Annotated in this window: 27 protein-coding genes and 1 riboswitch; of the genes, 10 read left to right on the top strand and 17 right to left on the bottom strand. The window is 64.5% G+C overall.

All coding sequences use genetic code 11. The features are described from left to right. Nucleotides 1-9: 9 nt before the first annotated feature. Nucleotides 10-714 carry a nitroreductase gene (locus tag EJ070_RS22165; RefSeq protein WP_126093258.1) on the bottom strand — a complete coding sequence of 235 codons (705 nt, stop codon included), beginning with the start codon at nucleotides 712-714 and terminating at the stop codon, nucleotides 10-12. Nucleotides 715-956: 242 nt separating this feature from the next. Here EJ070_RS22165 and EJ070_RS22160 point away from each other — a divergent pair, with 242 nt between their 5' ends. The 4 genes from EJ070_RS22160 to EJ070_RS22145 are packed head-to-tail and all read left to right on the top strand — an operon-like array spanning nucleotide 957 to nucleotide 7,646. Continuing rightward, complete coding sequence (locus EJ070_RS22160) at nucleotides 957-1,544, top strand: XRE family transcriptional regulator (RefSeq protein WP_126093257.1); 588 nt, start codon at nucleotides 957-959, stop codon at nucleotides 1,542-1,544. Between the two features lie 23 nt (nucleotides 1,545-1,567). After that, nucleotides 1,568-4,021, top strand: coding sequence for an FAD-dependent oxidoreductase (locus tag EJ070_RS22155; RefSeq protein WP_126093256.1), 2,454 nt, complete (start codon nucleotides 1,568-1,570; stop codon nucleotides 4,019-4,021). After that, the gene (locus EJ070_RS22150) at nucleotides 4,021-5,202 is read left to right on the top strand and encodes a pyridoxal phosphate-dependent aminotransferase (RefSeq protein WP_126093255.1); all 1,182 of its coding nucleotides are present in this window, start codon (nucleotides 4,021-4,023) and stop codon (nucleotides 5,200-5,202) included. The genes EJ070_RS22155 and EJ070_RS22150 overlap by 1 nt, the downstream gene beginning before the upstream one ends. Beyond that, entirely contained in the window at nucleotides 5,199-7,646 is a 2,448-nt protein-coding gene (locus EJ070_RS22145; protein WP_126093254.1) for an FAD-dependent oxidoreductase, read from the top strand. The genes EJ070_RS22150 and EJ070_RS22145 overlap by 4 nt, the downstream gene beginning before the upstream one ends. Before the next feature lie 167 nt (nucleotides 7,647-7,813). On the opposite strand, the gene EJ070_RS22140 is transcribed toward EJ070_RS22145, so the two are convergent. The 7 genes from EJ070_RS22140 to EJ070_RS22110 are packed head-to-tail and all read right to left on the bottom strand — an operon-like array spanning nucleotide 7,814 to nucleotide 14,390. Next, complete coding sequence (locus tag EJ070_RS22140; RefSeq protein ID WP_126093253.1) at nucleotides 7,814-8,401, bottom strand: NAD(P)H-dependent oxidoreductase; 588 nt, start codon at nucleotides 8,399-8,401, stop codon at nucleotides 7,814-7,816. After that, nucleotides 8,401-8,982: an NAD(P)H-dependent oxidoreductase gene (locus EJ070_RS22135; RefSeq protein ID WP_189350000.1), complete on the bottom strand. Its 582-nt coding sequence runs from the start codon at nucleotides 8,980-8,982 to the stop codon at nucleotides 8,401-8,403. The genes EJ070_RS22140 and EJ070_RS22135 overlap by 1 nt, the downstream gene beginning before the upstream one ends. After that, on the bottom strand, nucleotides 8,982-10,379 hold the full coding sequence (locus tag EJ070_RS22130; RefSeq protein WP_126095859.1) for an FAD-binding oxidoreductase: 1,398 nt from the start codon (nucleotides 10,377-10,379) through the stop codon (nucleotides 8,982-8,984). Before EJ070_RS22130 ends, EJ070_RS22135 begins: the two co-directional genes overlap by 1 nt. Further along, nucleotides 10,379-11,680, bottom strand: coding sequence for a cytosine deaminase (locus tag EJ070_RS22125; RefSeq protein ID WP_126093251.1), 1,302 nt, complete (start codon nucleotides 11,678-11,680; stop codon nucleotides 10,379-10,381). Before EJ070_RS22125 ends, EJ070_RS22130 begins: the two co-directional genes overlap by 1 nt. A gap of 33 nt (nucleotides 11,681-11,713) precedes the next feature. After that, nucleotides 11,714-12,565, bottom strand: a complete 852-nt coding sequence (locus EJ070_RS22120; RefSeq protein WP_126093250.1) for an ABC transporter permease — start codon at nucleotides 12,563-12,565, stop codon at nucleotides 11,714-11,716. Continuing rightward, complete coding sequence (locus EJ070_RS22115) at nucleotides 12,552-13,370, bottom strand: ABC transporter ATP-binding protein (protein WP_126093249.1); 819 nt, start codon at nucleotides 13,368-13,370, stop codon at nucleotides 12,552-12,554. The genes EJ070_RS22120 and EJ070_RS22115 overlap by 14 nt, the downstream gene beginning before the upstream one ends. A gap of 15 nt (nucleotides 13,371-13,385) precedes the next feature. Then, a complete protein-coding gene (locus EJ070_RS22110; RefSeq protein WP_126093248.1) occupies nucleotides 13,386-14,390 on the bottom strand; it encodes an ABC transporter substrate-binding protein in 1,005 nt (334 codons plus the stop codon). Nucleotides 14,391-14,643: 253 nt separating this feature from the next. Between EJ070_RS22110 and EJ070_RS22105 the strand changes: the two genes are divergently transcribed. Continuing rightward, nucleotides 14,644-15,027 (top strand): RidA family protein, encoded by a 384-nt coding sequence (locus EJ070_RS22105; protein ID WP_126093247.1) that lies wholly within the window; start codon nucleotides 14,644-14,646, stop codon nucleotides 15,025-15,027. A 66-nt stretch (nucleotides 15,028-15,093) separates the two neighbouring features. Further along, on the top strand, nucleotides 15,094-15,891 hold the full coding sequence (locus tag EJ070_RS22100) for a creatininase family protein (RefSeq protein ID WP_126093246.1): 798 nt from the start codon (nucleotides 15,094-15,096) through the stop codon (nucleotides 15,889-15,891). 14 nt (nucleotides 15,892-15,905) lie between these two features. Here EJ070_RS22100 and EJ070_RS22095 read toward each other — a convergent pair whose 3' ends face one another. Together EJ070_RS22095 and cobD are read right to left on the bottom strand one after the other, a co-directional pair. Further along, nucleotides 15,906-16,415: a tyrosine phosphatase family protein gene (locus tag EJ070_RS22095; RefSeq protein ID WP_126093245.1), complete on the bottom strand. Its 510-nt coding sequence runs from the start codon at nucleotides 16,413-16,415 to the stop codon at nucleotides 15,906-15,908. Further along, nucleotides 16,412-17,467: a threonine-phosphate decarboxylase CobD gene (gene cobD / locus EJ070_RS22090; protein ID WP_126093244.1), complete on the bottom strand. Its 1,056-nt coding sequence runs from the start codon at nucleotides 17,465-17,467 to the stop codon at nucleotides 16,412-16,414. The genes EJ070_RS22095 and cobD overlap by 4 nt, the downstream gene beginning before the upstream one ends. Between cobD and cbiB the strand changes: the two genes are divergently transcribed. Then, entirely contained in the window at nucleotides 17,466-18,455 is a 990-nt protein-coding gene (cbiB, locus tag EJ070_RS22085) for an adenosylcobinamide-phosphate synthase CbiB (RefSeq protein ID WP_126093243.1), read from the top strand. The genes cobD and cbiB overlap by 2 nt on opposite strands. A gap of 61 nt (nucleotides 18,456-18,516) precedes the next feature. On the opposite strand, the gene cobO is transcribed toward cbiB, so the two are convergent. The 5 genes from cobO to EJ070_RS22060 all read right to left on the bottom strand — a co-directional run bounded on the left by cobO (nucleotide 18,517) and on the right by EJ070_RS22060 (nucleotide 21,645). After that, nucleotides 18,517-19,146: a cob(I)yrinic acid a,c-diamide adenosyltransferase gene (gene cobO, locus EJ070_RS22080; protein WP_126093242.1), complete on the bottom strand. Its 630-nt coding sequence runs from the start codon at nucleotides 19,144-19,146 to the stop codon at nucleotides 18,517-18,519. Nucleotide 19,147: 1 nt separating this feature from the next. Continuing rightward, a complete protein-coding gene (gene cobU, locus EJ070_RS22075; protein WP_126093241.1) occupies nucleotides 19,148-19,669 on the bottom strand; it encodes a bifunctional adenosylcobinamide kinase/adenosylcobinamide-phosphate guanylyltransferase in 522 nt (173 codons plus the stop codon). After that, nucleotides 19,662-20,456, bottom strand: a complete 795-nt coding sequence (locus EJ070_RS22070) for a CbtA family protein (protein ID WP_126093240.1) — start codon at nucleotides 20,454-20,456, stop codon at nucleotides 19,662-19,664. The genes cobU and EJ070_RS22070 overlap by 8 nt, the downstream gene beginning before the upstream one ends. A gap of 15 nt (nucleotides 20,457-20,471) precedes the next feature. Further along, nucleotides 20,472-20,651, bottom strand: a complete 180-nt coding sequence (locus EJ070_RS22065; protein ID WP_095780832.1) for a CbtB domain-containing protein — start codon at nucleotides 20,649-20,651, stop codon at nucleotides 20,472-20,474. A 36-nt stretch (nucleotides 20,652-20,687) separates the two neighbouring features. After that, nucleotides 20,688-20,887: riboswitch (cobalamin riboswitch) on the bottom strand. A gap of 71 nt (nucleotides 20,888-20,958) precedes the next feature. Further along, nucleotides 20,959-21,645: a gamma-glutamylcyclotransferase gene (locus EJ070_RS22060; RefSeq protein WP_126093239.1), complete on the bottom strand. Its 687-nt coding sequence runs from the start codon at nucleotides 21,643-21,645 to the stop codon at nucleotides 20,959-20,961. A 138-nt stretch (nucleotides 21,646-21,783) separates the two neighbouring features. On the opposite strand from EJ070_RS22060, the gene EJ070_RS22055 reads away from it, so the two are divergent. Beyond that, nucleotides 21,784-22,974, top strand: coding sequence for an aromatic ring-hydroxylating dioxygenase subunit alpha (locus tag EJ070_RS22055; protein WP_126093238.1), 1,191 nt, complete (start codon nucleotides 21,784-21,786; stop codon nucleotides 22,972-22,974). Here EJ070_RS22055 and EJ070_RS22050 read toward each other — a convergent pair. Further along, entirely contained in the window at nucleotides 22,943-24,142 is a 1,200-nt protein-coding gene (locus EJ070_RS22050) for an MFS transporter (RefSeq protein WP_126093237.1), read from the bottom strand. The two genes, EJ070_RS22055 and EJ070_RS22050, sit on opposite strands and share 32 nt — an antisense overlap. A 215-nt stretch (nucleotides 24,143-24,357) precedes the next feature. Here EJ070_RS22050 and EJ070_RS22045 point away from each other — a divergent pair, with 215 nt between their 5' ends. Together EJ070_RS22045 and EJ070_RS22040 are read left to right on the top strand one after the other, a co-directional pair. Further along, nucleotides 24,358-25,359, top strand: a complete 1,002-nt coding sequence (locus EJ070_RS22045; protein WP_126093236.1) for a DUF1624 domain-containing protein — start codon at nucleotides 24,358-24,360, stop codon at nucleotides 25,357-25,359. Continuing rightward, on the top strand, nucleotides 25,356-25,835 hold the full coding sequence (locus EJ070_RS22040; protein ID WP_126093235.1) for an isoprenylcysteine carboxylmethyltransferase family protein: 480 nt from the start codon (nucleotides 25,356-25,358) through the stop codon (nucleotides 25,833-25,835). Before EJ070_RS22045 ends, EJ070_RS22040 begins: the two co-directional genes overlap by 4 nt. 12 nt (nucleotides 25,836-25,847) lie before the next feature. Here the strand turns inward: EJ070_RS22040 and EJ070_RS22035 are convergent, their stop codons facing one another. Further along, nucleotides 25,848-26,348: an HXXEE domain-containing protein gene (locus tag EJ070_RS22035; protein WP_245464956.1), complete on the bottom strand. Its 501-nt coding sequence runs from the start codon at nucleotides 26,346-26,348 to the stop codon at nucleotides 25,848-25,850. Nucleotides 26,349-26,367: the final 19 nt, after the last annotated feature.

Genomic DNA, 26,367 nt, shown 5'->3' with positions numbered 1-26,367 from the left:
GCGCCGGCACTATTCCGCGAACGTCACCCAGTCCTCGAGCGGCGCGCGGTCGGTGCGGAATTCATTCTCGGGCTTCGAGTTGTCCTCATAGCCAAGCGCCATGCCGCAGACGACGACTTCCTCGTCGGGAATGTTGAGCACTGGACGAATCTGCCGGTGGTAAGGCGCGAAGGCCGCCTGCGGACAGGTATGCAGCCCCCTGCCCCGCGCCGCGACCATGATGTTCTGAAGGAACATGCCGTAGTCGATCCATGATCCCTTGTTCAGCCGCCGGTCGACCGTGAAGATCATGCCGACCGGCGCGTCGAAGAAGATGAAGTTGCGGTCATGCTGCGCCCGCATCTTGTCGACTTCGCGCCGGCCGATGCCGATCGCGCCGTAGAGACCGAAGCCGTTGGCGCGGCGCCGGCTGAGATAAGGCTCGAAGAACTGGTCGGGATAGTAGCGGTACTCGTCCCATTCCGCCTTCTCGGCACGGATGCCGGAATCGAGGATCGCGTCGCTGATGCGCTGCTTGACCTCGCCCTTGGTCACATAGACCCGCCAGGGCTGCATGTTGGTGCCCGACGGCGCCCGCGCCGCCACCGCCAGGATATCGCGGATCGTGCTGTCGTCGACCATGTCGGGCAAAAAGGCGCGCACGGACCGGCGCGAGGTGATCGCCTCGTCGACGGTCGCCGCATCGAGCGCCATCCGGCTATTCTTATCCAGCATGGGCCGTCCCTTCAGGCATGGCCGGAATCCGGTTTCCGCAACGACCATCCGCAGACACAAAAACTAAACTGGTCCCGACCGGACGCCCCACCCGCCGTTCGTAGGCGAGCCTTTGCATCAACCGCCAAAATCACGCAAGCAAATCTTGTGTTTCATGAAAATCCACTTGATTTTTTCATGGGCTTGCTTTCTCATGAAAATCGTTCAGATTTTTTCACGCTCAATTTCGGACAGAGACGCGATTGGCCTCGACCGCTGTCAGATCGGAACAGGATAATGGCGAACGGCTGCTGGCCGGCGATATTCGCGCGCTGCGCAAGGCGCGCGGGCTGACGCTTGCCGAGATCGCTTTGAAACTCGGCCGCTCGGTCGGCTGGATCAGCCAGGTCGAGCGCGGCCTGTCGATCCCTTCGCTCGGCGACCTCAGGGCCTTCGCCGAGCTCTTCGGCGTGCCACTTAGCCTGTTCTTCAGCCATGATGTGCCTGCCGAGAAGGAGCGTGGCGTGGTTGTGCGCGCCGGCAGCCGCCGCTCGCTTGGCACAAGCGAATCGGGCCTCGTGGAGGAGCTTCTGTCGCCTGACCTCGGCGGTAGCTTCGAGATGTTGCGCTCGGTCTTCGCGCCAGGCGCGGAACTGAAGACCCAAGCGCGCCGTCCGACGGAAGAAGCGGGTTATGTCGCGTCGGGCACTTTCGAGATCGAGATCGGCGGTGTCTGGCACCAGCTTGGCGAAGGCGACAGCTTCCGTTTCGAAGGCAAGCCGTTTCGCTGGCGCAATCCAGGCGCCGAGCCGGCGGTCGTCATCTGGGTGGTTTCGCCGCCGGTGTATTGAGTTAAAGCTTGGGAGGAAGAAACATGGCCGGTTTGCCGAGCACGGCGCGCGTGGTGATCATCGGGGGCGGCGTCGTCGGCACCTCGTCGCTCTACCACCTCTGCAAGGCCGGCTGGACCGACTGCTTGCTGCTTGAAAAGAACGAGCTGACCTCCGGCTCGACCTGGCATGCCGCCGGCAACGTGCCGACCTTCTCCTCGTCCTGGTCGCTGATGAACATGCAGCGCTATTCGACCGAGCTCTACCGCGGCCTCGCGGAGGCGGTCGACTATCCGATGAACTACCATGTCACCGGCTCGCTGAGGCTCGCCCATACCAAGGAGCGCATGCAGGAGTTCCAGCGCGCCAGGGGCATGGGCCGCTACCAGGGCATGGACATCGACGTCGTCGGCCTCGAAGAGATCAAGCGCCGCTACCCCTTCATCGAGACGCATGACCTGAAGGGCGCGCTCTACGATCCGAGCGACGGCGACATCGACCCCGCGCAGTTGACGCAGGCCCTTGCCAAGGGTGCGCGCGACATGGGCGCGAAGATCATCCGCTTCTGCCCGGTCACCGGCGTCCGCCGCGAGAACGGCGAATGGGTGGTCACGACGCCGCAAGGCGAGATCCGTTGCGAGATCGTCATCAACGCCGCCGGCTACCGCGCCGCCGAAGTTGGAAAAATGTTCGGCCGCGAGGTGCCGATGATGGTGATGAGCCATCAGTACATTTTGTTCGAGGAAATCCCCGAGCTCGCCGCCTGGACCAAGGAACAGGGCCACAAGTTGCCGCTGCTGCGCGACGTCGACACGTCCTATTACCTGCGCCAGGAGAAGACCGGCATGAATCTCGGCCCCTATGAGCGCAATTGCCGCGCGCATTGGGCGACGCATAACGATCCGATGCCGGAGGATTTCTCCTTCCAGCTCTTCCCCGACGATCTCGACCGGCTGGAGCACTATCTTGCCGACGCCGTCGCCCGCGTGCCGATCCTGGGCACCGCCGGCCTTTCGAAAGTCATAAACGGGCCGATCCCCTACGCGCCGGACGGCAACCCGCTTATCGGGCCGATGCCCGGCGTGCCGAACGCCTTCGAGGCTTGCGTCTTCACCTTCGGCATCGCGCAAGGCGGCGGCGCCGGCAAGGTGCTGGCGGAATGGGTGACCGAGGGCCAGACCGAATGGGACATGTGGTCATGCGACCCGCGCCGCTTCACGTCCTTCGCCTCCGCGCCCGACTATTGCGTCGCCAAGGGCCTGGAAATTTACGGCAACGAATACGCCATCCAGTTCCCGCGTCATGCCTGGCCGGCCGGGCGCGATCGCAAGCACTCGCCGCTGCACGATCGCATCAAGGCGCTGGGCGGCCAGTTCGACGCCTATAACGGCTGGGAACGCGCCACCTGGTACGCGAAGCCCGGCGACGACATTTCGGAGGAAGCGACGCTGACCTTCCGCCGCGACGGGCCGTGGCAGCACCGCGTGCGTGAGGAATGCCTGGCCGTGCGCGATGCCGCCGGCATCCTCGACCTGCCCGGTTTCTCGCGTTTCAACCTCGAAGGCCCGGGGGCCGCCGACTGGCTGGCGCTGCAGGTCACAGGCCTGGTGCCGAAGCCCGGCCGGATCGGCCTCGTCTATTTCGCTGACGACAAGGGCCGCATCGTCACCGAAATGTCGGTCGTGCGCCACGGCGAAGACCAGATGACGCTGATCACCGCGGCGGTGGCGCAATGGCACGATTTCGAATGGCTGAAATCGCGGATGCCGGCCGATGCTGCCTTCACGCTGACCGACCGCACCGAGGAGTACTCGACGCAGATCCTCGCCGGCCCGAATTCACGCAATATACTGTCCGAGGTCTGCGACGCCGACCTGACCTTGCCCTGGCTGACTCATCAGGAGACGACCATTGCCGGACGCTGGGCGAAGCTGGTGCGCGTCTCCTTCGCCGGCGAGCTTGGCTGGGAAATCCACACCAAGGTCGCCGACACGACGACTGTCTTCGACGCCGTCTGGGCCGCCGGCCAGAAGCACGGCCTGAAACCCTTCGGCATGTATGCGCTGGATTCGCTGCGGCTCGAGAAAGGCTACCGCGCCTGGAAGGGCGATCTGTCGACCGACTATTCGGTCCTGCAGGGCGGGCTGGAGCGCTTCGTCAAATGGGACAAGCCTGACTTTCGCGGCAAGGCGGCTTTGCTCAGCGAAAAGCAGCAAGGCGTGAAGAAGCGCTTCGTCACGCTGGTCGTCGAAAATCCCGGCGATTGCGATGCGCCCTATATGTCGACGCTCTGGCATGACGGGAAAATCGTCGGCGAGACGACCTCAGGCTGCTGGGGCCATCGCGTCGGCAAATCGATCGCGCTCGGCATGCTGCGCTCCGATTTGACCGAGCCCGGCACGGCCATCGAGGTCGAGATCTTCGGCGACCGTTTCAAGGCGGTGGTGCAGAAGGACGAGCCGCTCTGGGATCCGAAGAACGAGAGGTTGAGAGCCTGATGCCAAAACCGTCAAAGCGCATTACCGGCATCGTGCCATCCGGCAAGGACGGCTGGGAAGTCCATTTCGCCGCCTGGACCCGCAAACAGGCTGGCGAGGACATCATCGTGCTCTCGGTCGGCGATCACGACTTCGACACGCCCTCTGAAACGATCGAGGCCTGCGTCCACGCCGTGCGCGGCAGCAACCACCACTACACGCCCTTGCCCGGCCTGCCGCGCCTGCGCAAGGCGATGGCGGCAGCTTCCACCGCCTGCACCGGCATCCTGACGGAACCGGACGAGATCATCGCCACGGCTGGTGGCCAGGGCGCGCTCTACGCTGCCGTGCAGGGTGTGCTCGATCCCGGCGATCACGCCATCGTCGTCGCGCCTTACTACGCCACCTACCCCAACACCTTCAGCGCCGCCGGCGCCAGCTTCACCGTGGTCGAGACGCCGGCCGAGGACGGCTTCCAACCGCACGCCGACAGGATCCGCGCGGCGCTCCGACCCAATACCCGCGCCATCCTGATCAACACGCCGAACAACCCGACCGGGGCTGTCTATTCGCGCGAACGGCTCGAGCAACTGGCCGAAATCTGCAAGGAACGCGATCTCTGGCTGCTGTCGGACGAGGTCTACTGGACGCTCGGCGGCGGCGAGCACATCTCGCCGCGCTCGCTGCCCGGCATGGCCGAGCGCACGCTGGTCATCAACTCGATGTCGAAAAGCCACGGCATGACCGGCTGGCGCATGGGCTGGCTCAGCGGCCCGAAAGCGATGATCGCGCTGATGACCGATCTCAACCTGGTGACGACCTACGGCCTGCCGGCCTTCATCTCGATCGCCTGCGCCGAGGCGCTCGAAAACCACTACGGCGTGAAGGAAATCGCCGAGCGCTACGCCGCGCGCCGCGCGGTCTTCCTTGACGCCATACGCGGCGTCAATGACGTCACCGTGCACGGCTCCGAAGGCGGCATGTACGTCATGCTCGACATCTCCGCCATCGAACCCGACGACGAGAAATTCGCCTGGGCGCTGCTCGACAAGGAAAAGGTCGGCGTCATGCCGGGATCGAGCTTCGGCGACGCTGCAGCCGGCCATATCCGCATCAGCCTCTGTCAGCCTGAATCCGTCCTTCAGGAAGCAGCGCTTCGCGTGCGCCGCTTCGCTTCCAGCTACCGCCGCGAGGCCGCATGACCAAGACCATTCCCACCAGGGCCCGCGCCGTCATCATCGGCGGCGGCGTCTCCGGCTGCTCGGTCGCCTATCATCTGGCCAAGCTCGGCTGGACCGACATCGTGCTGCTCGAGCGCAAGCAGCTCACCTGCGGCACGACCTGGCATGCCGCCGGCCTGATCGGCCAGTTGCGCGCCTCGCAGAACATGACGCGGCTGGCGAAATATTCGGCCGACCTCTACGTCAAGCTGGAAGCCGAAACCGATGTCGGCACCGGCATGCGCCAGGTCGGCTCGATCACCGTCGCGCTGACCGAGGAGCGCAAGCACGAGATCTACCGGCAGGCCTCGTTGGCGCGGGCCTTCGATGTCGACGTGCGCGAGATTTCGCCCGGCGAAGTCAAGGAGATGTATCCGCATCTCAACGTGTCCGACGTGGTCGGCGCCGTGCATCTGCCGCTCGACGGCCAGTGCGATCCGGCCAACATCGCCATGGCGCTGGCCAAGGGCGCGCGCCAGCGCGGCGCGGCCGTCATCGAGAACGTGAAGGTCACCAAGGTCCATACAAAAAAAGGCCGCGTCTCCGGCGTCTCCTGGGCGCAGGGCGAAGACCAGGGCACGATCGAGACCGATATCGTGGTCAACTGCGCCGGCATGTGGGCGCGCGAGCTCGGCCGCCAGAACGGCGTCACCATCCCGCTGCATGCCTGCGAGCATTTCTATCTCGTCACCGAGCCTATCCCCGGACTCTCCCGCCTGCCGGTGCTGCGCGTGCCGGACGAGTGCGCCTACTACAAGGAAGACGCCGGCAAGATGATGCTCGGCGCCTTCGAGCCATTGGCTAAGCCTTGGGGCATGGAGGGCATTCGCGAGGATTTCTGCTTCGACCAGTTGCCGGAGGACATGGATCATTTCGAGCCGATCCTCGAAATGGGCGTCAACCGCATGCCGATGCTGGGCACGGCCGGCATCCACACCTTCTTCAACGGACCCGAAAGCTTCACGCCGGACGACCGCTACTATCTCGGCGAAGCACCGGAACTCGCCGGCTACTGGATGGCGACCGGCTACAATTCGATCGGCATCGTTTCGTCCGGCGGCGCCGGCATGGCGCTGGCGCAGTGGATCAGTGACGGCGAGGCACCCTTCGACCTCTGGGAAGTCGACATCCGCCGCGCCCAGCCCTTCCAGAAGAACCGCCTCTACCTCAAGGAGCGCGTCTCCGAAACGCTCGGCCTGCTCTATGCCGACCATTTCCCTTACCGTCAGATGGCGACCTCGCGCGGCGTGCGCCGCTCGCCTCTGCATGAGCATCTGAAAGCCAGCGGCGCCGTGTTCGGCGAGGTGGCGGGCTGGGAGCGCGCCAACTGGTTCGCCCGCGAAGGCCAGGAGCGCGAATATCGCTATTCCTGGAAGCGGCAGAATTGGTTCGATAACCAGCGCGAAGAGCATCTGGCAGTCCGCAACGGTGTCGGCCTGTTCGACATGACCTCCTTCGGCAAGATCCGCGTCGAGGGCCGCGATGCCCGTGCCTTCCTGCAGCGGCTCTGCGCCAACGACATGGACGTGGAACCGGGCAGGATCGTCTACACGCAGATGCTCAACGCCAAGGGAGGCATCGAGAGCGACCTCACCGTGACGCGGCTCTCGGAGACGGGCTATTTCCTCGTCGAGCCGGGTGCCACCTTGCAGCGCGACCTCGCCTGGCTGCGGCGGCATGTCGCCGACGAGTTCGTCGTCATCACCGACGTGACCGCTTCCGAGGCCGTCATCTGCCTGATGGGACCGGACTCGCGAAAGCTGATCCAGAAGGTGAGCCCGAACGACTTCTCCAACGAGGCCAATCCGTTCGGCACATTCCAGGAGATCGAGATCGGAATGGGGCTGGCCCGCGCCCATCGCGTCACCTATGTCGGCGAATTGGGCTGGGAGCTCTATGTCTCGACCGAGCAGGCCGCGCATGTCTTCGAGGCGATCGCCGATGCCGGCGCCGATGTCGGACTGAAGCTCTGCGGCCTGCACACGCTCGATTCCTGCCGCATCGAAAAGGCCTTCCGCCATTTCGGCCACGACATCACCGACGAGGACAATGTGCTGGAGGCCGGCCTCGGCTTTGCCGTGAAGACGACCAAACGCGACTTCATCGGCCGCGATGCGGTGCTGCGGAAAAGAGAGGCCGGTTTGAGCCGCCGCCTGGTACAGTTTCGCCTCAAGGACCCGCAGCCCCTGCTCTTCCACAACGAGGCGATCCTGCGCGACGGCAGGATCGTCGGCCCGATCACCTCCGGCAATTACGGCCATCATCTCGGCGGCGCGATCGGCCTCGGCTATGTGCCGTGCAAGGGCGAAAGCGAGGCGGACATTCTGGCCTCGTCCTACGAGGTGGAGATCGCCGGTGAGCGCTTCGCCGCGGAAGCATCGCTGAAGCCGATGTACGACCCGAAGGCGGAACGGGTGAGGATGTAGCGCGGTTTTCCCCTTCTCCCCTTGTGGGAGAAGGTGTCGCCGAAGGCGACGGATGAGGGGTGTTCCAGGGAACGCCAGCGTCTCACTCCGCTGGAATACCCCTCATCCGTCTCGGCGCTGCGCGCCGATCCACCTTCTCCCACAAGGGGAGAAGGGAAGTCCGGCCCTCAAAACCTTTCCAGCCTCGCCCGCACCTTATCAAGGAACGCCGCCCGGCTCTTCGGCGTCGAGGAATCCATCAGATAGTGCGCCAGGAAGAATGTCCGGCAGCGCGTGGCGCAGAGCGCCCGAATGCCGCGCAGGATCGTCTTGCGGCCCGGCTGGCCGACGACGACGCTCCACCACGTCGGTGCGCCGCAGGTGGTGATGACGCCGACCTTGGTCACATGCCTCATCAGCGACGTGATCCGCCCTCCGCCGGCCGGCAGCTTGAAGGCGATTTCGGTTGCCCAGACCCGATCGAACCAGCCTTTCAGCATCGCCGGCAGGCCGTACCACCAGGTCGGGTACACGAACAGGATCGCTTCGGCCCACATAAGATGATCGAAATGCGGCTCGAGCGCCGGATCGTCCGGGGCGCGGTCGTTATAGGAACGCCGCTCCTCGCAGCTCATCACCGGATTGAAGTTCTCGGCATAGAGATCGAGCAGCCGCACATCCCAGCCTCTCCCCTTCAGCACCTCTATCGCCGTATCGCGGATCGCCGCGCAATAGCTCTCGGGAACAGGATGGCAATAGACCACCAGCGCGCGCATCAGAATTGGTCCATGCTGGCAGCCACCTTCGCCATGAAGGTCTTGCGCGTCTCGTCGGTCGAGAGGTTCATCGAATAGTGCGCGAGATAGGAGACGGGCGCGCCGGGCTTTATCGTGGCTCGCAGCATGCGCTTTACGACCCTGCGCGGCGGATCGCCCATCAGCATCGCCCGGAACCGGCTGCCGCCATAGGTGGTGACGGCGGCAAGCTTCCGGATATTGTGCAGCGTCGGCTGCACCTTGCCGTCGACCAGCCTGAACGATACGCCGGGCAGGAAGACGCGGTCGAAGAAACCTTTCAGGATCGCCGGATAGCCGTAGTTCCAGACCGGAAACGACAGCACCAGCGCTTCGGCCCTTTTGAGGCGGTCGACGTAACCGGCGACAGCATCGCCCGGCGCGCGCTGGTCGTGGTAGCCGAGCCGTTCGGCCCGCGTCATCCGCGGATCGAAGTCCTCAGCGTAGAGATCACAGTCGTCGATCGTATGTCCCGCCGCCGAGAGCCGCTCGACGATCATCCGGTGCAGGCCGGCATTGAAGCTGGTCTCCACCGGATGAGCGAAAAGCACGAGGACGTTCATCAACTCGCCTTTTGCAGCCCCTTGAACAGGAAGGACTTGCCGGAGCGATAGTCATAGCCTGGGTTCTCCCATGCGATCATCTTGCCGGGATTGAGCAGGCCTTGCGGATCGGTCTCACGCTTGAAGGTAAGCTGAACCTCGTCCGTCTGCTTCATGCCGCCCTCTTCGAGAGTGTAGCGGTGCGGGTTGAAGATCCAGCAGCCGTTGTCCTCATGGATGCGGATGATCTCGTCGAGCCGTTCCTCCGTGGTGAAGCGGACCAGCGGCAGGCCGGCGGCGCCGATGGCGCCATCGAAGCGGATGAATTCGAGATGCGCCGGCACCTCGTCGCCGAAGCGGTCGACCATCGCCTTGACATGAGCCAGATGATCCGGCGACGGGTAGCGCACCTGCAGATAGGTGATCGTCGGATCGACCCGGATCGCCCGCAGCGTCGTGTGGTTCCAGGTCAGTTCGTAGGCCGGCGGCAATCCCTTCAGGTCGGTCTCCTGGTCGGCCCTGAAGACAATTTCGCCTTTGCTGGCCCGGACAAACGCGACGAACGCATCCATCGCGTGCGGCGCGATCATGCAGACCACGATGCTCTGCTCGCGCCTGAAGAACTTCTGATGCCGCTTGAAATAGTCGTAAGGAATGGGCGCCGCGATCGACGTGATCAGCTTGGCCAATATGCCATCCTGGACGGCGAGATCGTTGCCGAAGCCGGCCGCGTCCATGAAATCGTCGAAGCCGACAATGACGTCGATCCAGTCGTAGGAGGCCGTCAACGGCATCTCGACCTCGGTGATGATGCCGTTGGTGCCGTAGGCGTGCATGACCTTGAGCACGTCCTCGCCGATCAGTTCCATGACGCGCGGCTCGGCCTCCATCGTCACGGTCCTGAGCCGGATGACGTTGCCGAGGTCGCGCAACCCGCCCCAGCGGATCGAGCCGACACCGCCTGAGCCGCCGGCGACGAAGCCGCCGATCGATGCCGTGTTGTAGGTGGACGGCGACATGCGCAGTTCCTGGCTGGAATGCGCGCGCGTCGCCTTGTCGATATCGGCCAGCACCGCGCCCGGTCCGGTCACGACGCGCCCTGGCGCGATCGCCTTTACCTCGTTCATCTCGGCGAGGTTGAGCACCACGCCGCCCGACAGCGGCATTGCCTGCCCGTAATTGCCGGTGCCACTGCCGCGCGGCGTCACCGGGATGCCATGCCGATGGCAGGCGGCGAGCACGCGGATCACTTCCTCCTCGTTCTTCGGCGTGACGATCAGGTCGCCGGTGATATGGTCGAGCTGCTGCTTCAGCACCGGGCTGTACCAGTAGAAGTCGCGGCTCTTCTGCTGGACGATGGCCGGATGGTCGTCGATCTTGAGTCCTTGAAGATCGCGCTGCAGCGCTGCGGTATCCATCATCCCACCATCAATTCGTCGAGTTCGGTATAGTCCGGCAGCCGGCATTCGATCGCCCTGCCCGCACGCACCACGATGCGATCCGATTCGGGCCGCGACAGCAATTCGGTCCAGCTCCGTCCCTTGAAGACGATGAAGTCGGCACTGCCGCCGGCCGCGAGCGTTCCGGCATCATCGAGCCGCATCACCTCGGCCGGCGTTGCCGCCACCGCCTTCGGCCAGTCGCCGACCGGGTGGTCGAAATGCAGGATGCGCGTCGCCATCCGGTAGACTTCGAGCATGTCGAGATCGCCATAGGCGTAGAATGGGTCGCGCGTGTTGTCGGAGGCGATACAGACCTTGATGCCGCGCGCTTTCATTTCGTGCAGCAGCGTCACGCCGCGCCAGCGCGGTGTCGTTCCATTATTGCGCCTGTCCTGCAGATAGAGGTTGCACATCGGCAGCGACACCACGGCGAGGCCCGCCTTCGCCACCTTGTCCAGCGTGTCGAGCACCTCGAGATCCGGCTGGCGCGAGAGCGAGCAGCAATGGCCGACGAGGATGTTGCCCTCGAAACCGTTCCATAGCGAGGCCTCGGCGATCTTCTTCAGCGAGATCGCCGCGACGTCATCGGTCTCGTCGGCATGGAAATCGAGGTCGAGCCCATGCTTGATCGCCTGCGCAAAAACCCGGTCGAGCAGTTTCTCCAGATCGGGCACCATGTAGGTGACGACGCCGAGCACACCCTTGGCCGCGGCGACGCGCTTTGCCAGCCGCTCGAACCAGGCCTTGTCGCGCACGCCTTCGATACCGAGCAGGCAGGCGGCCTGCAGGTCGATGCGGCCGCGCCATCTCTCGCGCACCGTCTCGAACACCGGCCAGGAGATCTCCTCCTGCGGCGGCACGCTGTCGAGATGCGTCCGCAGGGCCTTGGTGCCATGCGCGTAAGCGCAGCGCAGCGAGAAATCCATGCGGCGCGCGACGTCCTCCGCGCTCCAGCGCGCCGCACGGTCGGCGCCGGTGGCGTTGAGCGCACCCATGAAGGTGCCGTCGGGATTGGGTTTTCGAGGCCAGATGTGGCCCTTGTCGATATGGGTATGGCAGTCGACGAAACACGGCAGCACGATGCGGCCGCCGAGGTCGATCGCGTCGGCCGAGGCCTTCGATCCGCCATGCGCGACGATGCTGGCAATCTTGCCGTCGGCGACGGCGATGTCGGCGAGCGCGAAGCCGTCGCTGTCGAAGGTTGCGAAGAGGCCCGGCGTCAGCGACGCATGCAGCCGGACATTGCCAAGCCGGTATGACGCTGAGTCCGGAATCAACTGCTGCGCTCCTGGGTGACGGGACGAACCATCCTACCGCTCCTGCTTCAGCGCGCTCTCGTGCCAGCGGCGCAGGATGAGATGCGACACCAGCGACAGAACCAGGAAGATCAGTATGCCGGTGAGCGAGATCAGGATCAGCGCCGCGAACAGCCTGGGCGCATTGAGCCGGTAGCCGGCCTCGATGATGCGGGAGGCAAGCCCGGACGATTGCCCCTGCGCGCCGGCGACGAATTCGGCCACCACCGCGCCGATCAGCGACAGGCCGCCTGCGATCTTCAGCCCGCCGAGGAAATAGGGCATCGCCGCCGGCAGGCGCAGATAGCGTAGTTGCTGCCAGCGTGTCGCGCCGTTGAGCTTGAACAGGTCGCGCAGATTGCGGTCGACCGAATTCAGCCCGAGCGTGGTGTTGGAGAGGATCGGGAAGAAGGCCACGATCCAGGCGCAGAGCAGGAGCTTCGTCGTCTGGTTGTTGATGTAGATGTTGATCAGCGGGAAGATCGCGACGATCGGCGTCACCTGCAGCACGATGGCGAAGGGGAAGAACGACATCTCCACCCATTTCGACTGCGCGAACAGCACCGCCAGCCCGACACCGCCGATGACGGCAAGAAGCAGGCTGAGGAAGGTTATTTTTAGCGTTACCAGCAGTGAGGAAGACAGCAGCCCGGCATCGTCGTGCAGCGTCTGCAGCACCACGCCCGGACGCGGCAGGATGTATTGTGGGATCTCGTTCCAGACGCAGATGCGGTCCCACAGCCAGATTGCCAGCACCATGATCGCCAGCGGCAGCACCCATTTGCCGATCCGCTCCAGCCGCTCCTGGCGGACGCGGCGCGCCTCTTCGGGATCGAGCTTCAGCGCGGTGTCTTCAATGGCCGTCATGATGAGGTCCGGCAGTTGAGTTGATGGCATTCACCAGCACGTCCGAGGCTTGCCGGCAAAGCGCGGCGTAGTCGGGCGAAGTCCGGAACACCTCGTCGCGCGGATAAGGCGCGTCGATGGCGAGCTCGCCGAAGACACGACCCGGCCGCGCGGCCATGACGACGACGCGGCTCGACAGGAACACGCTTTCGAAGACGCTGTGGGTGACGAAGACGACGGTGAAGCGCTCGTCCTGCCAAAGCTCCAGAAGATCGTTGTTGAGCTTGAAGCGGGTAATTTCGTCGAGCGCGGCGAAGGGCTCGTCCATCAAGAGGATGCGCGGCTTCGTCACCATGGCCCGCGCGATCGAGACGCGCATCTTCATGCCGCCGGAAAGCTCGCGCGGCACGGCGTTCTCGAAACCATTGAGGTGGACGCGCGCCAGCATCTCCATCACAGCGGGTTCCGCCCTGGCACGCGACACGCCCTTCAGCCTGAGCGGCAGCCAGACATTGTCGAAGACGCTGGCCCAAGGCAGCAGTGTCGGCTCCTGGAAGACGAAGCCGATATTCGAGCGGTCGATCGAGCCGCGCCAGTCGAGCTGCCCGGAGGTCGGCGTCGACAGGCCGGCGATCAGCCGCAGCGCCGTCGACTTGCCGCAGCCGGACGGGCCGAGCAGGCTGAGGAAATCGCCCTCCCGGATCGCCAGGTTGACCTTGCTCAGCGCCGTCACCCCGTTGGAAAAGGCCTTGCCGACATTGCGTAAGGAAAGCAGCATCGGGCTCTCGCCCGATGCCGTTGCCTTCGCCACTTTCTCCTGGATCATGTCAGGCGGGCCGCCTTACTTCTTCAGCTCCAGCCCGACACTCTTGTTGATGAAGGCAAGCGTGTAGGCTTTCTTGATGTCGATGCCCGGCTGCGCGACCTTGGCCTTGACCATCTTGTCGTAGAACCCCTGGATGCGTGCATCGGTCATGGCGCCGATGCCGAGCTTTTCCGAATCGCCGGAATCGACAATGCCGAACTTCTTCAGCTGTTCGATCGAGAAGGCGATCTGCTCGTCCGTCATGTCCGGATTGTCCTTCTTGATCATCTCGTTGGCGGCCTTGTTGTCACCGTAGAGATAATTGTACCAGCCCTTGGCCGAGCCATCGACGAAGCACTGGACGACCTCGGGCCGCTTGTCGATCGTGTCCTGCATCACCTCGATGGTCGTCGCGTAAGTATCCCAGCCGTTGTCGGCAAGCAGGAACTGGTTCGGCACGAACCCACCCTGCTTCTGCACCGCGAAGGGCTCAGACGTCACATAGCCCTGCTGGATCGACTTCTTGTTGGCGATGAAGGGCGCCGGATTGAAGGTGTAGGGCACGCGCTTGGCAGCGTCGAAGCCGAGATCGGTCACCATCCACTGGAAGAAGGTCTGCGCGCCCTCGTCGCCGAGGATATACTGGTCGGCGTTCTTCAGGTCCTCCCACTTGTCCAGCCCCTGCCCCGGCTGGGACATGATGACCTGCGGGTCCTTCTGGAAGTCGGCCGCCACAACGCGCATCGGGATGCCCTGCTGCACCGCATCGAAGGCCGAGAGCAGGTTGCCACCCATGTAGAAATCGATCTTGCCGGCAAGCAGCATCGGCCGGCCGCTGACCTGCGGCCCGCCCTGCATGATGGTGACGTCGAGGCCGCAAGCGGCGTAGGTGCCGTCGGCGATCGCCTGATAGTAGCCGCCATGTTCCGGCTCGGCCAGCCAGTTGGTGCCGAAGGTGACTTTCTCGTTGGCCGCCGCGCCCAGCGTGCTAGCCGCAAGCAGCGCGACAGCGCCCGCCAGGATCTTTTCTTTTCCGTACATAAACATCACCCTCTCTTGGCTCCGGCGCGCTGCGCGCTGGGCTCGACACCATTGGTTCAAGAAGCAAGACACATGCCACCGCCTGGGCCGCCTGCTTGCGCGGCAGTCATTGCCGAGACCGGACGGGTCATGCTGTACGGAAGGCATCGTGCCTATTTTTTGGACGCCTGTCCATAATCGCCCGGCCGGCATGCACCGCATCTTGAAGGTTTCGTCAATCCAGCCTTAGTCTGCCCGCGGACAGGAGAATGCCATGCTCAAATACCTTGCCCCCCAATCGATCAAGCCGCCCTTTGCCCGCTACAGCCACGGCGTCGAAATTCCGGCGGGAAAGCGCATTGTCCTGTGTTCGGGGCAGTTGGGCATCGGTCCGGACGACGCCGTCCCCGAGGATGCCGGCGCGCAGACGGAGCTGTGCTTCAAGAACATCGCCGCGATTCTTAGCGAAGCCGGGCTGACGCTGAACGATGTCGTGCGCATCAACGCCTTCGTCACCGATCGCGCGCATCTGCAGGCCTATATGGACGTTCGCAATCGCCTGTTTTCCGATCCGGCGCCGGCCTCGACGCTGATGATCGTCTCCGGCTTCGCCCGCCCGGAATTCAAGGTCGAGGTGGAGGTTTTGGCGGCAGGCTGACTGTTGCCCGGAACGGCCGGGCGCTTTAGACCTCCAGGCCGAGCAGCAGACCATCGGGAGACGAAAGTGACGACAAGACGTGTGTGGTGGGGCGATTACCGGACGACCGAATATGCCTCGATCGACGCGGAGGCGACCATCGCCGTTCTGCCGGTCGCGGCGATCGAGCAGCATGGCCCCCACCTTCCGGTCTCGACCGACACTTCGATCATGATGGGCATGCTGGAGACGGTGATCGCGCGCCTGCCCGATGACCTCGACATCCGTATCCTGCCTGTACAGGCGGTGGGCAAATCGAACGAGCACCTGCATGCGCCGGGGACGCTGACCCTGCCGGCTACCACCCTGGTCGACGCCTGGACCGAGCTTGGCCTGTCGATCGCCCGCGCCGGCGTCAGGAAGCTGATCGTCGTCAACTCGCATGGCGGCAACGAGGAGATCATGGGCATCATCACGCGCGAATTGCGCGTGCGCGCAAAGATGCTGGCGGTCAAGACGAGCTGGCAGCGCTTCGGTCGGCCGGCCGGCATGTATACCGAGCTCGAAGACCGTCACGGCATCCACGGCGGCGATGTCGAGACCTCGCTGATGCTGCACTTCCGGCCGGATCTGGTCGACATGGGCAAGGCCGACAAGTTCGTCTCGAACGTCGGCCGCGCCGAAAAGGAATTCACTCTGCTGCGCCACACCGGAACGCATGCCTTCGCCTGGATCGCCAGCGACCTCAACCCGAACGGCGTGGTCGGCGACGCCAGCATCGCAACAGCCGACAAGGGCAGGCTGACCGCCGAGCATCAGGCCGACGGCTTCATCAGCCTGGTCAGGGATGTGCGTAAGGCAAAGCTAACCGACTGGCTGTCGTAGCTGAAAGCGCCGGCTCAATCTTCAATGGTGAGCTCGAACGGCGTCCCTTCAAAGGCATCCGCGCCGCGCCCGATCGCTTCGATCGCCGCGATCATGCGGCCGTCCCGTCCGAGCAGCATATCCGCGACGGCGATAAGCCGCGGATTGGGCGTCGCTGACGGCGAGAGAAAACGCAGCGTCTTGGCCAGCTCCGCCTCGTCACGCTTGGGCGCTAGCGCCGCCGCGATAATATAGGCCGATGCTGTCGAGCGGCTGATGCCGGCATAGCAGTGCACGACCATCGGCCTTGCCCGGTCCCAGCGATAGGCAAAGTCGAGCAAGGCGCGAACATGCTCTTCGCCCGGCATGGTCATGCCTTCCTGCGCGACGGCGATGTCGTGCATGATGAGATGCAGGTGGTTTTCCGCCAGGATCGAAGCCGGGCGGGTAACCTCGGTGCCTGCCGCAAGCAGCGAGAGCAGCCGCTCGGCGCCGGTTCTGGCTACCGTCTCCTCGATCTTCGACAGCGGACAGACATGGATCATCGCACGATCTCCTTCGGCACATCGTCGCGCCGCGAGGCCCAGGCGGCAAGCGCGCCTTCAAGGCGCTGCCATTCCGCCTCGTTGCCAGGCAATCCTGCCCGCAAGGCTTGTGGCCGGTCGGCAAAATGACGGAGCAGGATGCCGCGTTCGCCAAGCGCCGAAAACAGCCCTGAAGCATCGGGGAAAGACAAATAGCGGAACAAACTGGTGCCGCCAGCGACCGGAACGTCGAATCCACCGAGCAGCCCATCGAGGCGCTCGGCATCGGCTGCCAGACGCCTTCGCATGTCGTCCTGCCACCTGGTGTCTGCCAATGCGCGGATACCGTATTCGAGCGCAGGTCCGGCGACGGCCCAGGGGCCGAGCTGCGCATCCAGCCGCTCCACCATCAGCTTGCCGGCCAGCGCGAACCCGAGCCTCACGCCGGCGAGGCCGAAGAATTTGCCGAAAGAGCGCAGGACCACGACGCCTCCTTCGCCGACATCGCCGGCCAGGCTTTGCTCGGTTGGACCGACATCCATGAAGGCTTCGTCGACGACCAGCAGGCCGCCCTTGGCGCTAAGGCGCGCGGCGAGATCGAGCAGGCGATCCCGCTCGACTACTCGCCCGTCCGGGTTGTTCGGGTTGACCAGCACCGCAAGGTCCGCATCCGCCAGGGCATCGAAATTGTCCACCTCCGCCACCGCATGGCCCGCGATCGCAGTGGCCCGAGCGTGCTCGGCATAGGTAGGACCGAGCACCAGCGCTTTGCCGGGCTTCACCAGCGAAGCGACGCGCGGCAGGAGGATCTGCGTGCCGGGCGCGGGCGCGACATGCGCCGCCGATGGCGCCCCGTAGGCGGTGGCGGCGATTTCGGTCAATTCGCGCAGTCGTTCGGATTCCGGCAATCGCCACAGAGCGGTGGCGGGCAATTCGAAAAGCGGGTAGGAGTGCGGATTGATACCTGTCGAGAGGTCGACGAAAGGCCGTGGCGCGTGGGGGAAGAGCGCGCTCGCCCGGCCAAGGGATCCGCCGTGATCCACCGCAGCAATCGCTCCATCAAGAAGCTTCATGTCGATCCTGATCGCTTTCCTGTCACTTGCCGTTGAACGTACCCTTGGCTATCCGGAATGGCTGTTCAACGCCATCGGCCATCCGGTAACCTGGATCGGCAGGCTGATATCCTTTCTCGATCGCAGGCTCAACCGCGCAACCGATTCCGACGAATTGCGTCGCCGCCGCGGCGTCCAGGCTTTGTTGATCATCGTGCTCGTGCCGGCCGCCATCGGCCTGACGCTGCATGTCCTGCTCTGGCTGATCTTCCCGTCCGGCCTCGTCATTGCCGCTATCCTCGCCTCCTCGCTGCTGTCGCAGAAGAGCCTTGCCGAGCATGTCGAGGACGTCGCCGACGCGCTGGAGACCGGCGGCCTGACGCTTGGCCGCATCGCCGTCTCGCGCATCGTCGGCCGCGATCCCGAAAAGCTCGACAAGGCGGGAGTCGCCCGCGCCGCGATCGAAAGCCTGGCAGAGAATTTCTCCGACGGCATCGTCGCGCCCGCTTTCTGGACCGGCATCGGCGGGCTGGCCGGCGGCGTGGCCTACAAGGCCGCCAACACCGCCGATTCGATGATCGGCCATCGCACGCCGAAACACGAGGCTTTCGGCCGCGCCGCAGCGCTATTCGATGACAGGATCAACCTGCCGGCATCGCGCCTCACCGGCATGCTGATCGTGCTGGCAGCCTTCCTGGTCAAAGGCGCCGATCCCCGCAATGCCTGGCAGGTGATGCGCCGCGACGCGAAGAAGCATCGTTCGCCCAATGCCGGCTGGCCCGAGGCCGCCATGGCCGGCGCCCTGGGCTTGTCCCTGGCCGGGCCGCGCAGCTATGGCGGCGAGATCGTCGAGGACGCCTTCATGGGCGAAGGCGGCCGTCGCGAGGCCGAAAGCACAGATATAAGGCAAGCGCTGAAGCTTTACCGCGTCGCCGATTGGCTGCTGATTGCCCTGTTCGGCATCCTGTCAGCGATCGTGATTTACCTGACCATCTTGATCGCCGGCTAAGGTGTGTTGAGGTTCAGGTCAGGCCGTTCGCAGGCCGGCATCACCTGAATATCGACACACCTTAGAATTCAATTCCCTGCTGCGCCTTCACGCCTGCCGAGAAGTGGTGCTTGGTCAGCCCCATCTCGGTGACGAGATCGGCCGCTTCGACCAGCAGCGGCTTGGCGTTGCGGCCGGTGACGATGACATGCAGACCCTCGCGGCGCGCCTTCAGCGCCGCAACCACCTTTTCCAGATCGAGATAGTCGTAGCGCAAAGCGATGTTGAGCTCGTCGAGCACGACGAGGCTGATCGAGGGATCGGCCATCAGTTCCAGCGCCTTGGCCCAGGCAGCCTCGGCGGCGGCGATGTCGCGCTTCAGGTCCTGCGTCTCCCAGGTGAACCCCTCGCCCATCGCATGCCAGACGACGCGGTCGCCGAAGGCCGCGAAAGCATCCTTTTCGCCGGTGTGCCATTTGCCCTTGATGAACTGGACGACGCCGACGCGCTTGCCGTAGCCGAGCATCCTGAGCGCCAGGCCGAAGGCCGCCGTTGTCTTGCCCTTGCCAGGTCCGGTGTTGACGATCAGCAGGCCCTTCTCGATCGTCTTGCCCGCTACCTCGGCATCCTGCACCGCCTTGCGCTTGACCATCTTGGCGCGATGGCGTTCGGCGTCCCCGTCGTCGATGATCTTGTCGTCGATTTCGGCCATGTCACTTCACCTTGAGCGGCAGCCCCGCCACCATCATCAGCACACTATCGGCAACGGCCGCGACCTGCTGGTTGAGCCGGCCGGCGGCATCGCGGAACCGGCGCGCCAGCGCATTGTCCGGCACGATGCCAAGCCCGACTTCGTTCGATACCACGAACCAAGGCCCGCGCGGACGCGACAGCACATCCGAGAGCCGCCGGCACTCGGCCTCGACATCATGTTCCGCCAGCATATGATTGGTCAGCCACAATGTCAGGCAATCGATCAGCACCGGCTGGTGATCGGGCAAAGCCTCGATCGCGCCGACAAGATCGAGCGGCGCATCAATCGTCACCCAGCCTTCGCCGCGCCGAGCGCGATGCAGCGCGATGCGCTCGCGCATCTCGTCGTCATAGGCCTGCGCAGTGGCGATGTAAGTCCAGGGCGACGGACTGGCCGTCACCAACGCCTCGGCATGCGCGCTCTTGCCCGAGCGCGCACCGCCGATGATGAAGGTCAGGCGACCCTCGGCGCGATCAGGCAAAGCTGCCGCGCAGGCTGGTCGCCGCGCCGGTGAAGCGGCCGCGCACCACGCCGACGACCGCGCCCAGCACCAGCCAGAACACCAGATCGGTGAGCGTCACCGCCACCACGAACTGGTGATGCAGGCCTTCTGGGATCGCCGTCTCGAAGCTTTCGGGCTGCGGCGCGCCGACGATGTGCGGCGCCACGATCAGCGCCACGCCAAGGATGGCCAGCGGCAGCGACTTGCGAAAGGCGATCAAGCCGAGCCCGATCGCTGTCGCGGCCACTGTCGAAGTCCACCAGATCTGGCGCGGCAAAAGCTCTGCCGCAGGCATTGCCGGCAGCTCGGGCGGCAGGCCGAGGCCGGGCGCCAGGGTGAACACGGCAAAGCCGGCCAGGCCCCAGAACACGCCCTGTCGCCAATTGCCGATGCCGCCGGCGAATTCGGAAACCGCGACCAGGATCAGCCCGAAGCCGACACCGGTGACGATGTTGGCGACGACGTTGAAGGCAAAGCGCTCGAAGCCGTCTGCCGGCGCCCAGCCCTCGTCCTCGGCCGGAGCAGCCGCTTCGGCGGGGGTCGGAGCCGCGCTGCTCATCGCGTTGTCCGCGGGAGCGGCCGAGCTCATCGCATTGTTGTTTGTGCTGGCGGCATGGTCGTGGTGATGGCCGCCGCCGGCCTTTTCATAGACTTCTGCCTTCAGGATCAGCGGCACGGTCGCATAGGCCTGCATGCAGGCGAGCGCGATGCCCGCCACGAGCCCCGCGATCGCCGCGATGAACACGACGTTGCGAAACAGATTCATGATGTCAGGCCTTCCTCAGTGGCAGGGAAACGCCATCGAGTGGCGATAGTCGTGGGCAGCGTTGTGGACCGCATCGATATGCGAGAAGCCGACGAAGCCGACGACGAAGATGCCGAGCAGCGCCGCGAGAGCGAGCTGCATGATGCGCGACTGCGAGGAGACGGAGGCGCCGAGGGAGACGGAAGCGGTATTCATGTCTTGTCCTTTCGCCCTCCACCCGAGGGCATCGAAGTCAACTTTCCTGTCGCCGGCAGGTCTCCTGGCTCGCGGATCCGCGCCCTTCCCCACCTTCCCGAGGAAAATCCTCAGTGGTTTATGGAGAGGACTACCGCACACAGTTGCGGGGGCAGCCACGGCTTTGGGCAGGAAATCCACCCCTCACCGCATTCCCTCTTGGCTCCAAAAACGGAACCGACGACGCGAGCGACTATAGGCAGAATCGCCGCAGGCGGCAAACCAAATTCCGCCATGCCGGAGCGCGATTGCGGCATGGATTCACATGCTAGGAGGCCGCGATCCTTTCGGCGACAAGCTGCTGCAGCCGCCACAGATGGGCATCGTGGATGCCACGCGCTTCGAGATTTTTGACGGTGTTGTAGAGATAGTCGGCACCGGAACCCCAATGGCCGCAGGACGTCGCCAGCCTTTCCACCACCTCGCTTTCACTGAGCGGCCCGGCATAGGTCGTACCCTTGCGATTGATGACGAAAGCGAGCGCCCTCAACGGCCCATTGTCCGTTGCGAGCTGCAGCAGGCGGGGGTGGTAGCTGGTCGGCTTGAGGGTCATCTCACGACGGAAAAGCTTGTCCAGCGCTTGCCGGCGCTCGCCACCGTTCAGGCGGAAGGCGACGCCCTTGCATTCGCCGCCGCGATCCATCGCCATCATCAGACCCGGGCTCTGCTTGGTGCCGCGCCAGCGCGTCATCTTCATGCAGAAGGAGCGGTGCCAGCCCCGTGCCACGGCGACCCGCTCCTCGACATGCTCGATTTCGGGCTTCCAGATCAGCGAGCCATAGCCGAACAGCCACAGCGGTTCGGTTGCAGGCAACTCGCCCTCGAATGCATCCAGCATCTCTTCATAGTCGCTGTCGGAGAGATGCTGCGCGTCAGGATCAGGCCCTGGATCCTCGACCGCGCGATAACAGCGGGCGACCAGTTCCTCGGTAAGCGACATCGTTCTTGCAGGCATGCCTTGCCACCCTGGCCGGCCGGCGAACCCGTCGGCGATCGCGAGCGACCTTAAAGGCGGCACCGGGACATCACAATGGCCACACGATTGACAACGGGTTTGGCCGGGTGTCGGCTGTCGGCAGCCAGGGAGAAGCCGATGCAGCCGAATCCGAGCCAACGCGATCTCTATAACGGCCTGACCCGCCTCGAGCCGACCTTGCCGTCGTCCGCCTATCGGGACGCCGACGGGTATCTGCGCGATCTCGATGCGATCTGGTACCGAAGCTGGCTGATGGTCTGCCGCGAGGCCGATCTCGCGGACCCCCTCGCCTTCCGCGCAATCCGCATCGGCTCGCAGGAGGTCGTCGTGCTGCGCGACGAGACCGGGAGCTTGCGCGCCTTCCACAACACCTGCCGGCATCGCGGCTCGCAGCTTTGCCAGGAAAGCGCAGGCCGGCTGAAGGCAAGGCTCCTCACCTGCCCCTATCACGCCTGGTCCTATTCGCTGCGCGGCGATCTCGTGCGCGTGCCGTCGAAATCGCTGCCCGAGGGATTCGACAAGACCGATTACCCGCTCTACCGCGTGGCGCTGTCGGTGTGGCGCGGCTTCGTCTTCATCAACCTTGCAAAGGATGCCGGCGGCACGGCGGAAGCCTCGTTCGATCCCGCCTCCGGCGACCTTGCCAACTGGCCGCTGGAGACGCTCGTCACCGGGCATCGGCTCAGCAAGGTGATGAACTGCAACTGGAAGATTTTCTGGGAGAACTTCAACGAGTGCCTGCACTGCCCGGGCGTCCACAAGGACCTGTCGCGGCTGGTGCCGATCTACGGCCGGGGCCTGATGGCGAGGCACGACGATCCGGAATGGGCCCGCCACGCCGACAACGACGCGCCGGAGTTTTCCGGCGGCCTGCGCGCCGGCGCCGAGACCTGGTCGCGCGACGGGCGCGTGCATGGTCCGGTCTTTGCCGGCCTGACGCCGGCCGAGCGCGCCGCCGGCCAGACCTACGCAACGTCGCTGCCCTCGATGTTCATCGTCGGCCATGTCGACTATGTCCGCACGGTGAGGCTCGCCCCGCTGGGACCCGAGCTGACGGAGCTCACCGCCGAATGGCTGTTCGCGCCCGATGCTCTTGCGCAAACCGATATCGACAACATCGTCGCCTTCGGCACCCAGGTGCTGGAGGAGGACGCCGCGATCTGCGAGGTCAATCAGAAGGGCCTGCGCTCGATCCGCCACGAGGCCGGCGTGCTGATGCCTGAGGAATACGACCTGCGCCGCTTCCACGAATGGGTGCGAGGGCGCCACGCAGAGTTCAAAACGACTTCGGCAGATAGCGCCAGGTGAAAAAGCCGCAGAAGGCGGCCAACAGGCCGAGCGTGACGAACACCGAGCCCAGCCCGAAAAAGCTCAGCACCACCGAATAGACCAGCGGCGGCGTCAGCTCGGAAAAGTCGAGATAGGTGCGGTAGACCGCCGCCATCTGCGCCCTCTCGTAAGCGCGCACCGAGCGCATGAAGGCGGTCGAGCCCAGCGCATCGAGCGCGATGGTGAAGAGCGCGCCGCAGAGCAGGAAGGCAGCGGTGAGCAGCGGCGCGGTCTCGCCGACTCCGCCTGCCGCAAAAAGCATCGCCGCCATGGCGAAATAGGCGAAGGTCATAGTCTGGCGGCCGCCGAAGCGCTTGCCCGCCTTGCCCCAGAAGATCGCCATGAACAAGAGCGCGTTGCCCGCCGAAACCAGCAGCCCGCCTGCAAGCTTGCCCTCGCCCGTGATCACCATGAACAGCGGACCATAGACGAAGAAGGTCGTCCAGAAGCAGGAGCGGCCGAAGGCGATCAGCCAGGCGAGCCTGAGCCTCGGCTGCGCGATGAAGCGGCCGATATTGGCGAGCGGATTGGCCGGCCGGCTCTTGCCGGGGCGGATCGACGGGTTGTCGCCCAGCCGGTAGGCCCAGAACAGCGCCAGCAGCGACAGCGCGAAGGCCACGACCGCGCCATGCGCGGCATAGATGCCGAAGCGCGTGTAGAGGAAGATGCCGAGCGTCGGCCCACCTGTCCAGGCGAACATCGACCACGCTATGCGCAGCGATTCCGCCTGCATGAAATCGGTCTTGCGGATGTGGTCCATGATGTAGAGGTTGAGCGTGATCGACAGCGCGCTCGCCCCCATGACGCGGCAGAGCATGCCGGCGAGTTGGCCCGGCAGTGTGTGGGTGACGAAGAAGACCGAGCCGAGCGCCAGCATCAGGCAGCCGGCCGTGTAGACCCAGCGTCGGGCGAAGCGGCGGATCAGCATCGGCATGAACAGCGTCACCGAAAGTCCGAGCAGCGACACGATGGTGTAGAGGATCGAGACGGTCTGCTCATTTTGCAGGATCTCGTAGGCCTGGATCGGGATGACGCTGGAGATCGTGGCGCGGGCGAAGGATTCGACCGCATAGAGCGAGGCGAAGGTGCGCGCATCGGCGGGCCTCAGAGCCGGAAGCCAGATCGGATGGCGCACATGGGTGGACATCGGCCCTCCGAAAGTGAATCGCTCGCCAAATCTAGTAGCGGACCGGTAGCAGGAAACCGACTCCGAAAAGCCGAAAAGCGAAGCCGGTCAAAGGCTTTCCGCCGCTGGCCTAAAGCGGCTTGCCGGGCGGCTGCGGCGGCCGCCGCCGATCCACGCTCTGTTGTTCGGCCGAACCGTGATAGTCGTTTGGCACGACTGAATCGGATTGCGAGATCATGAGCCTTCAAACGACGAGCGACCCCGTTCAGGACGCGCCGAAGCACGGCCGCATCGCCGCCATCGATATCCTGCGCGGCATCGCGCTGATCGCAATGGCGAGCTACCACTTCACCTGGGACCTCGAAAACTTCGGCTACACAGCGCCCGGCCTGACCGCTTTCGGCTGGTGGAAGCTCTACGCCCGCGGCATCGCCTCGACCTTCCTTTTCCTGGTCGGCGTCAGCCTGTTCCTGGCGCATGGCCGCCAGATCCGCTGGCCGGGCTTCTGGAAACGCTTTGCCATGGTTGCGGTCGCGGCGATCGCCATCTCGGCCGTCACCTATATCGCGACTCCGGACGGCTTCATCTTCTTCGGCATCCTGCATGAGATCGCGCTGGCCAGCCTGCTCGGTCTCGCGTTTCTCAGGCTGCCGGCGCTGCTGACGGCAATTGTCGCAGCAGCCGTGATCGCGGCGCCCTCCTATCTGCGCTCGGAAGTCTTCGACCATCCGGCGCTGTGGTGGGTCGGGCTGTCGGCGACCAACCCGCGCTCCAACGACTATGTGCCGCAGTTTCCATGGTTCGGCGCGGTGCTCGCGGGCATGGCGGCGGTTAAGCTCGCTTCAGCGTCGGGCCTTCTCGCCTGGCTGGGAACCTGGACACCCAGCCGTTGGTCGAACCCGCTCACCTTCATTGGCCGGCACAGCCTTGCCTTCTACCTCATCCATCAGCCGGTGCTGTTCGGCTCGGTCTGGCTGTTGTCGCAGGTCATGCCTCCCGCCCCTCAGGACAAGGAAGCCGGCTTCCTGCCGGCTTGCCAGGCGCAGTGCGAACAGCAGCGGGACACGAAGTTCTGTTCAAGCTATTGTGGCTGCATGCTGGACACGCTGAAGGGCGAAGGGTCTCTCGACAAGCTCTACAGCAACGACCAGTCCAGCGCCTGGAAATCGCATCTGGCCGATCTGGCGAGCACCTGCACCGCCGCGACCGAGGACGAGATGGAGGGAGGGCAGCAATGACAGGCGTCGCAAAGCCCAGACACGGGATCATTCCCTGGCCGCCCGTGATCTATGTCGTGGCGATAGTGCTGAGCGTCGTGCTCGGCATGCTCTACCCGCTGCCCTGGATCGGCGACATCTTTGGCGACATCCTGGTCGGCGCCGGCTGGGTGGCGCTCTTCGGCGTCGCAGCACTTTGGGTCACGGCGATCCGAGCCATGGTGCGCGCGAAAACCACGCTCGATCCTAATGCCGAGCCCGACCATCTGGTGACGTCGGGCCCTTTCGGCGTCACCCGCAATCCGATGTATCTCGCCAACACGCTCCTGTTGATCGGCGTTTCTTTCATCACCGGCATCGCCTGGTTCCTGCTGTTCGCCTTCCTCGCCGCCTTCGCGACGCAGAAGCTGGCGATCGAGAAGGAAGAAAAGATGCTGGCGGCGAAGTTCGGCAAGAAATACCGCGACTACGCGAAAAGAGTGCGGCGCTGGATCTGATCGTGACACAGCCTACGTTCGGCGTGATGCCTTTCCGGTGTCGGGCCACAGTTTTCTGCCGAGATAAAACAGCGCCGGGATCGACAGCATGATCGCCATGACGACAGCCGGCCCGGCCCAGGCGAAACGCATCGGTGCGATGTATTCCTCCCGAAACGCCTGACGCAGCAGCGCGGCGGTGACCGGCAGGTTCAACGCAAGAGCGTTCGCAGTGCCCGGCATATAGCGGCGCATGGCAATTGTGGCGAGGAGGTGTGGAAAGACCACATTGAGCAGCATCGCCAGCGCGTAACCTGACAGAAGATACGCGCCGAGGCTCCCTCGCCCCTGAACGCTGGCGAGCACAGCGGCAATGCCTGCAAGAAGAGTGAGCATGGACACGGCGAACCGGAATTCGCGCGCCCCGACAGGACTATGCCAACGCCCGGCCTGCTCCGACCAGGCTGGCAACAGAAGTGCTTCTTCCAGATTGTGGACGACGACTGCGGCGACAAACAGCCAAGTCAGAATCATGAACACGGTTTGATCGATC

The sequence above is a fragment of the Mesorhizobium sp. M1E.F.Ca.ET.045.02.1.1 genome (assembly GCF_003952485.1).
Taxonomy (GTDB): Bacteria; Pseudomonadota; Alphaproteobacteria; order Rhizobiales; family Rhizobiaceae; genus Mesorhizobium.
This window is presented reverse-complemented; position numbering and strand designations above follow the sequence as displayed.

What these genes read in the sequence shown, in the direction of transcription:
- cobD (WP_126093244.1), bottom strand. Translation starts at nt 17,467, where the DNA reads ATGAAGCTTCTTGATGGAGCGATTGCTGCGGTGGATCACGGCGGATCC.
- EJ070_RS22055 (WP_126093238.1), top strand. Translation starts at nt 21,784, where the DNA reads ATGCAGCCGAATCCGAGCCAACGCGATCTCTATAACGGCCTGACCCGC.
- EJ070_RS22050 (WP_126093237.1), bottom strand. Translation starts at nt 24,142, where the DNA reads ATGTCCACCCATGTGCGCCATCCGATCTGGCTTCCGGCTCTGAGGCCC.
- EJ070_RS22140 (WP_126093253.1), bottom strand. Translation starts at nt 8,401, where the DNA reads ATGCGCGCGCTGGTGGTCTATTGCCATCCTGTTCCCGAGAGCTATTGC.
- EJ070_RS22110 (WP_126093248.1), bottom strand. Translation starts at nt 14,390, where the DNA reads ATGTACGGAAAAGAAAAGATCCTGGCGGGCGCTGTCGCGCTGCTTGCG.
- cobO (WP_126093242.1), bottom strand. Translation starts at nt 19,146, where the DNA reads ATGGCCGAAATCGACGACAAGATCATCGACGACGGGGACGCCGAACGC.
- EJ070_RS22120 (WP_126093250.1), bottom strand. Translation starts at nt 12,565, where the DNA reads ATGACGGCCATTGAAGACACCGCGCTGAAGCTCGATCCCGAAGAGGCG.
- EJ070_RS22130 (WP_126095859.1), bottom strand. Translation starts at nt 10,379, where the DNA reads ATGGATACCGCAGCGCTGCAGCGCGATCTTCAAGGACTCAAGATCGAC.
- EJ070_RS22155 (WP_126093256.1), top strand. Translation starts at nt 1,568, where the DNA reads ATGGCCGGTTTGCCGAGCACGGCGCGCGTGGTGATCATCGGGGGCGGC.
- EJ070_RS22095 (WP_126093245.1), bottom strand. Translation starts at nt 16,415, where the DNA reads ATGATCCATGTCTGTCCGCTGTCGAAGATCGAGGAGACGGTAGCCAGA.
- EJ070_RS22065 (WP_095780832.1), bottom strand. Translation starts at nt 20,651, where the DNA reads ATGAATACCGCTTCCGTCTCCCTCGGCGCCTCCGTCTCCTCGCAGTCG.
- EJ070_RS22045 (WP_126093236.1), top strand. Translation starts at nt 24,358, where the DNA reads ATGAGCCTTCAAACGACGAGCGACCCCGTTCAGGACGCGCCGAAGCAC.
- EJ070_RS22035 (WP_245464956.1), bottom strand. Translation starts at nt 26,348, where the DNA reads ATGATTCTGACTTGGCTGTTTGTCGCCGCAGTCGTCGTCCACAATCTG.
- EJ070_RS22165 (WP_126093258.1), bottom strand. Translation starts at nt 714, where the DNA reads ATGCTGGATAAGAATAGCCGGATGGCGCTCGATGCGGCGACCGTCGAC.
- EJ070_RS22060 (WP_126093239.1), bottom strand. Translation starts at nt 21,645, where the DNA reads ATGCCTGCAAGAACGATGTCGCTTACCGAGGAACTGGTCGCCCGCTGT.
- cbiB (WP_126093243.1), top strand. Translation starts at nt 17,466, where the DNA reads ATGTCGATCCTGATCGCTTTCCTGTCACTTGCCGTTGAACGTACCCTT.
- EJ070_RS22135 (WP_189350000.1), bottom strand. Translation starts at nt 8,982, where the DNA reads ATGAACGTCCTCGTGCTTTTCGCTCATCCGGTGGAGACCAGCTTCAAT.
- EJ070_RS22145 (WP_126093254.1), top strand. Translation starts at nt 5,199, where the DNA reads ATGACCAAGACCATTCCCACCAGGGCCCGCGCCGTCATCATCGGCGGC.
- EJ070_RS22070 (WP_126093240.1), bottom strand. Translation starts at nt 20,456, where the DNA reads ATGAATCTGTTTCGCAACGTCGTGTTCATCGCGGCGATCGCGGGGCTC.
- EJ070_RS22105 (WP_126093247.1), top strand. Translation starts at nt 14,644, where the DNA reads ATGCTCAAATACCTTGCCCCCCAATCGATCAAGCCGCCCTTTGCCCGC.
- EJ070_RS22150 (WP_126093255.1), top strand. Translation starts at nt 4,021, where the DNA reads ATGCCAAAACCGTCAAAGCGCATTACCGGCATCGTGCCATCCGGCAAG.
- EJ070_RS22040 (WP_126093235.1), top strand. Translation starts at nt 25,356, where the DNA reads ATGACAGGCGTCGCAAAGCCCAGACACGGGATCATTCCCTGGCCGCCC.
- EJ070_RS22115 (WP_126093249.1), bottom strand. Translation starts at nt 13,370, where the DNA reads ATGATCCAGGAGAAAGTGGCGAAGGCAACGGCATCGGGCGAGAGCCCG.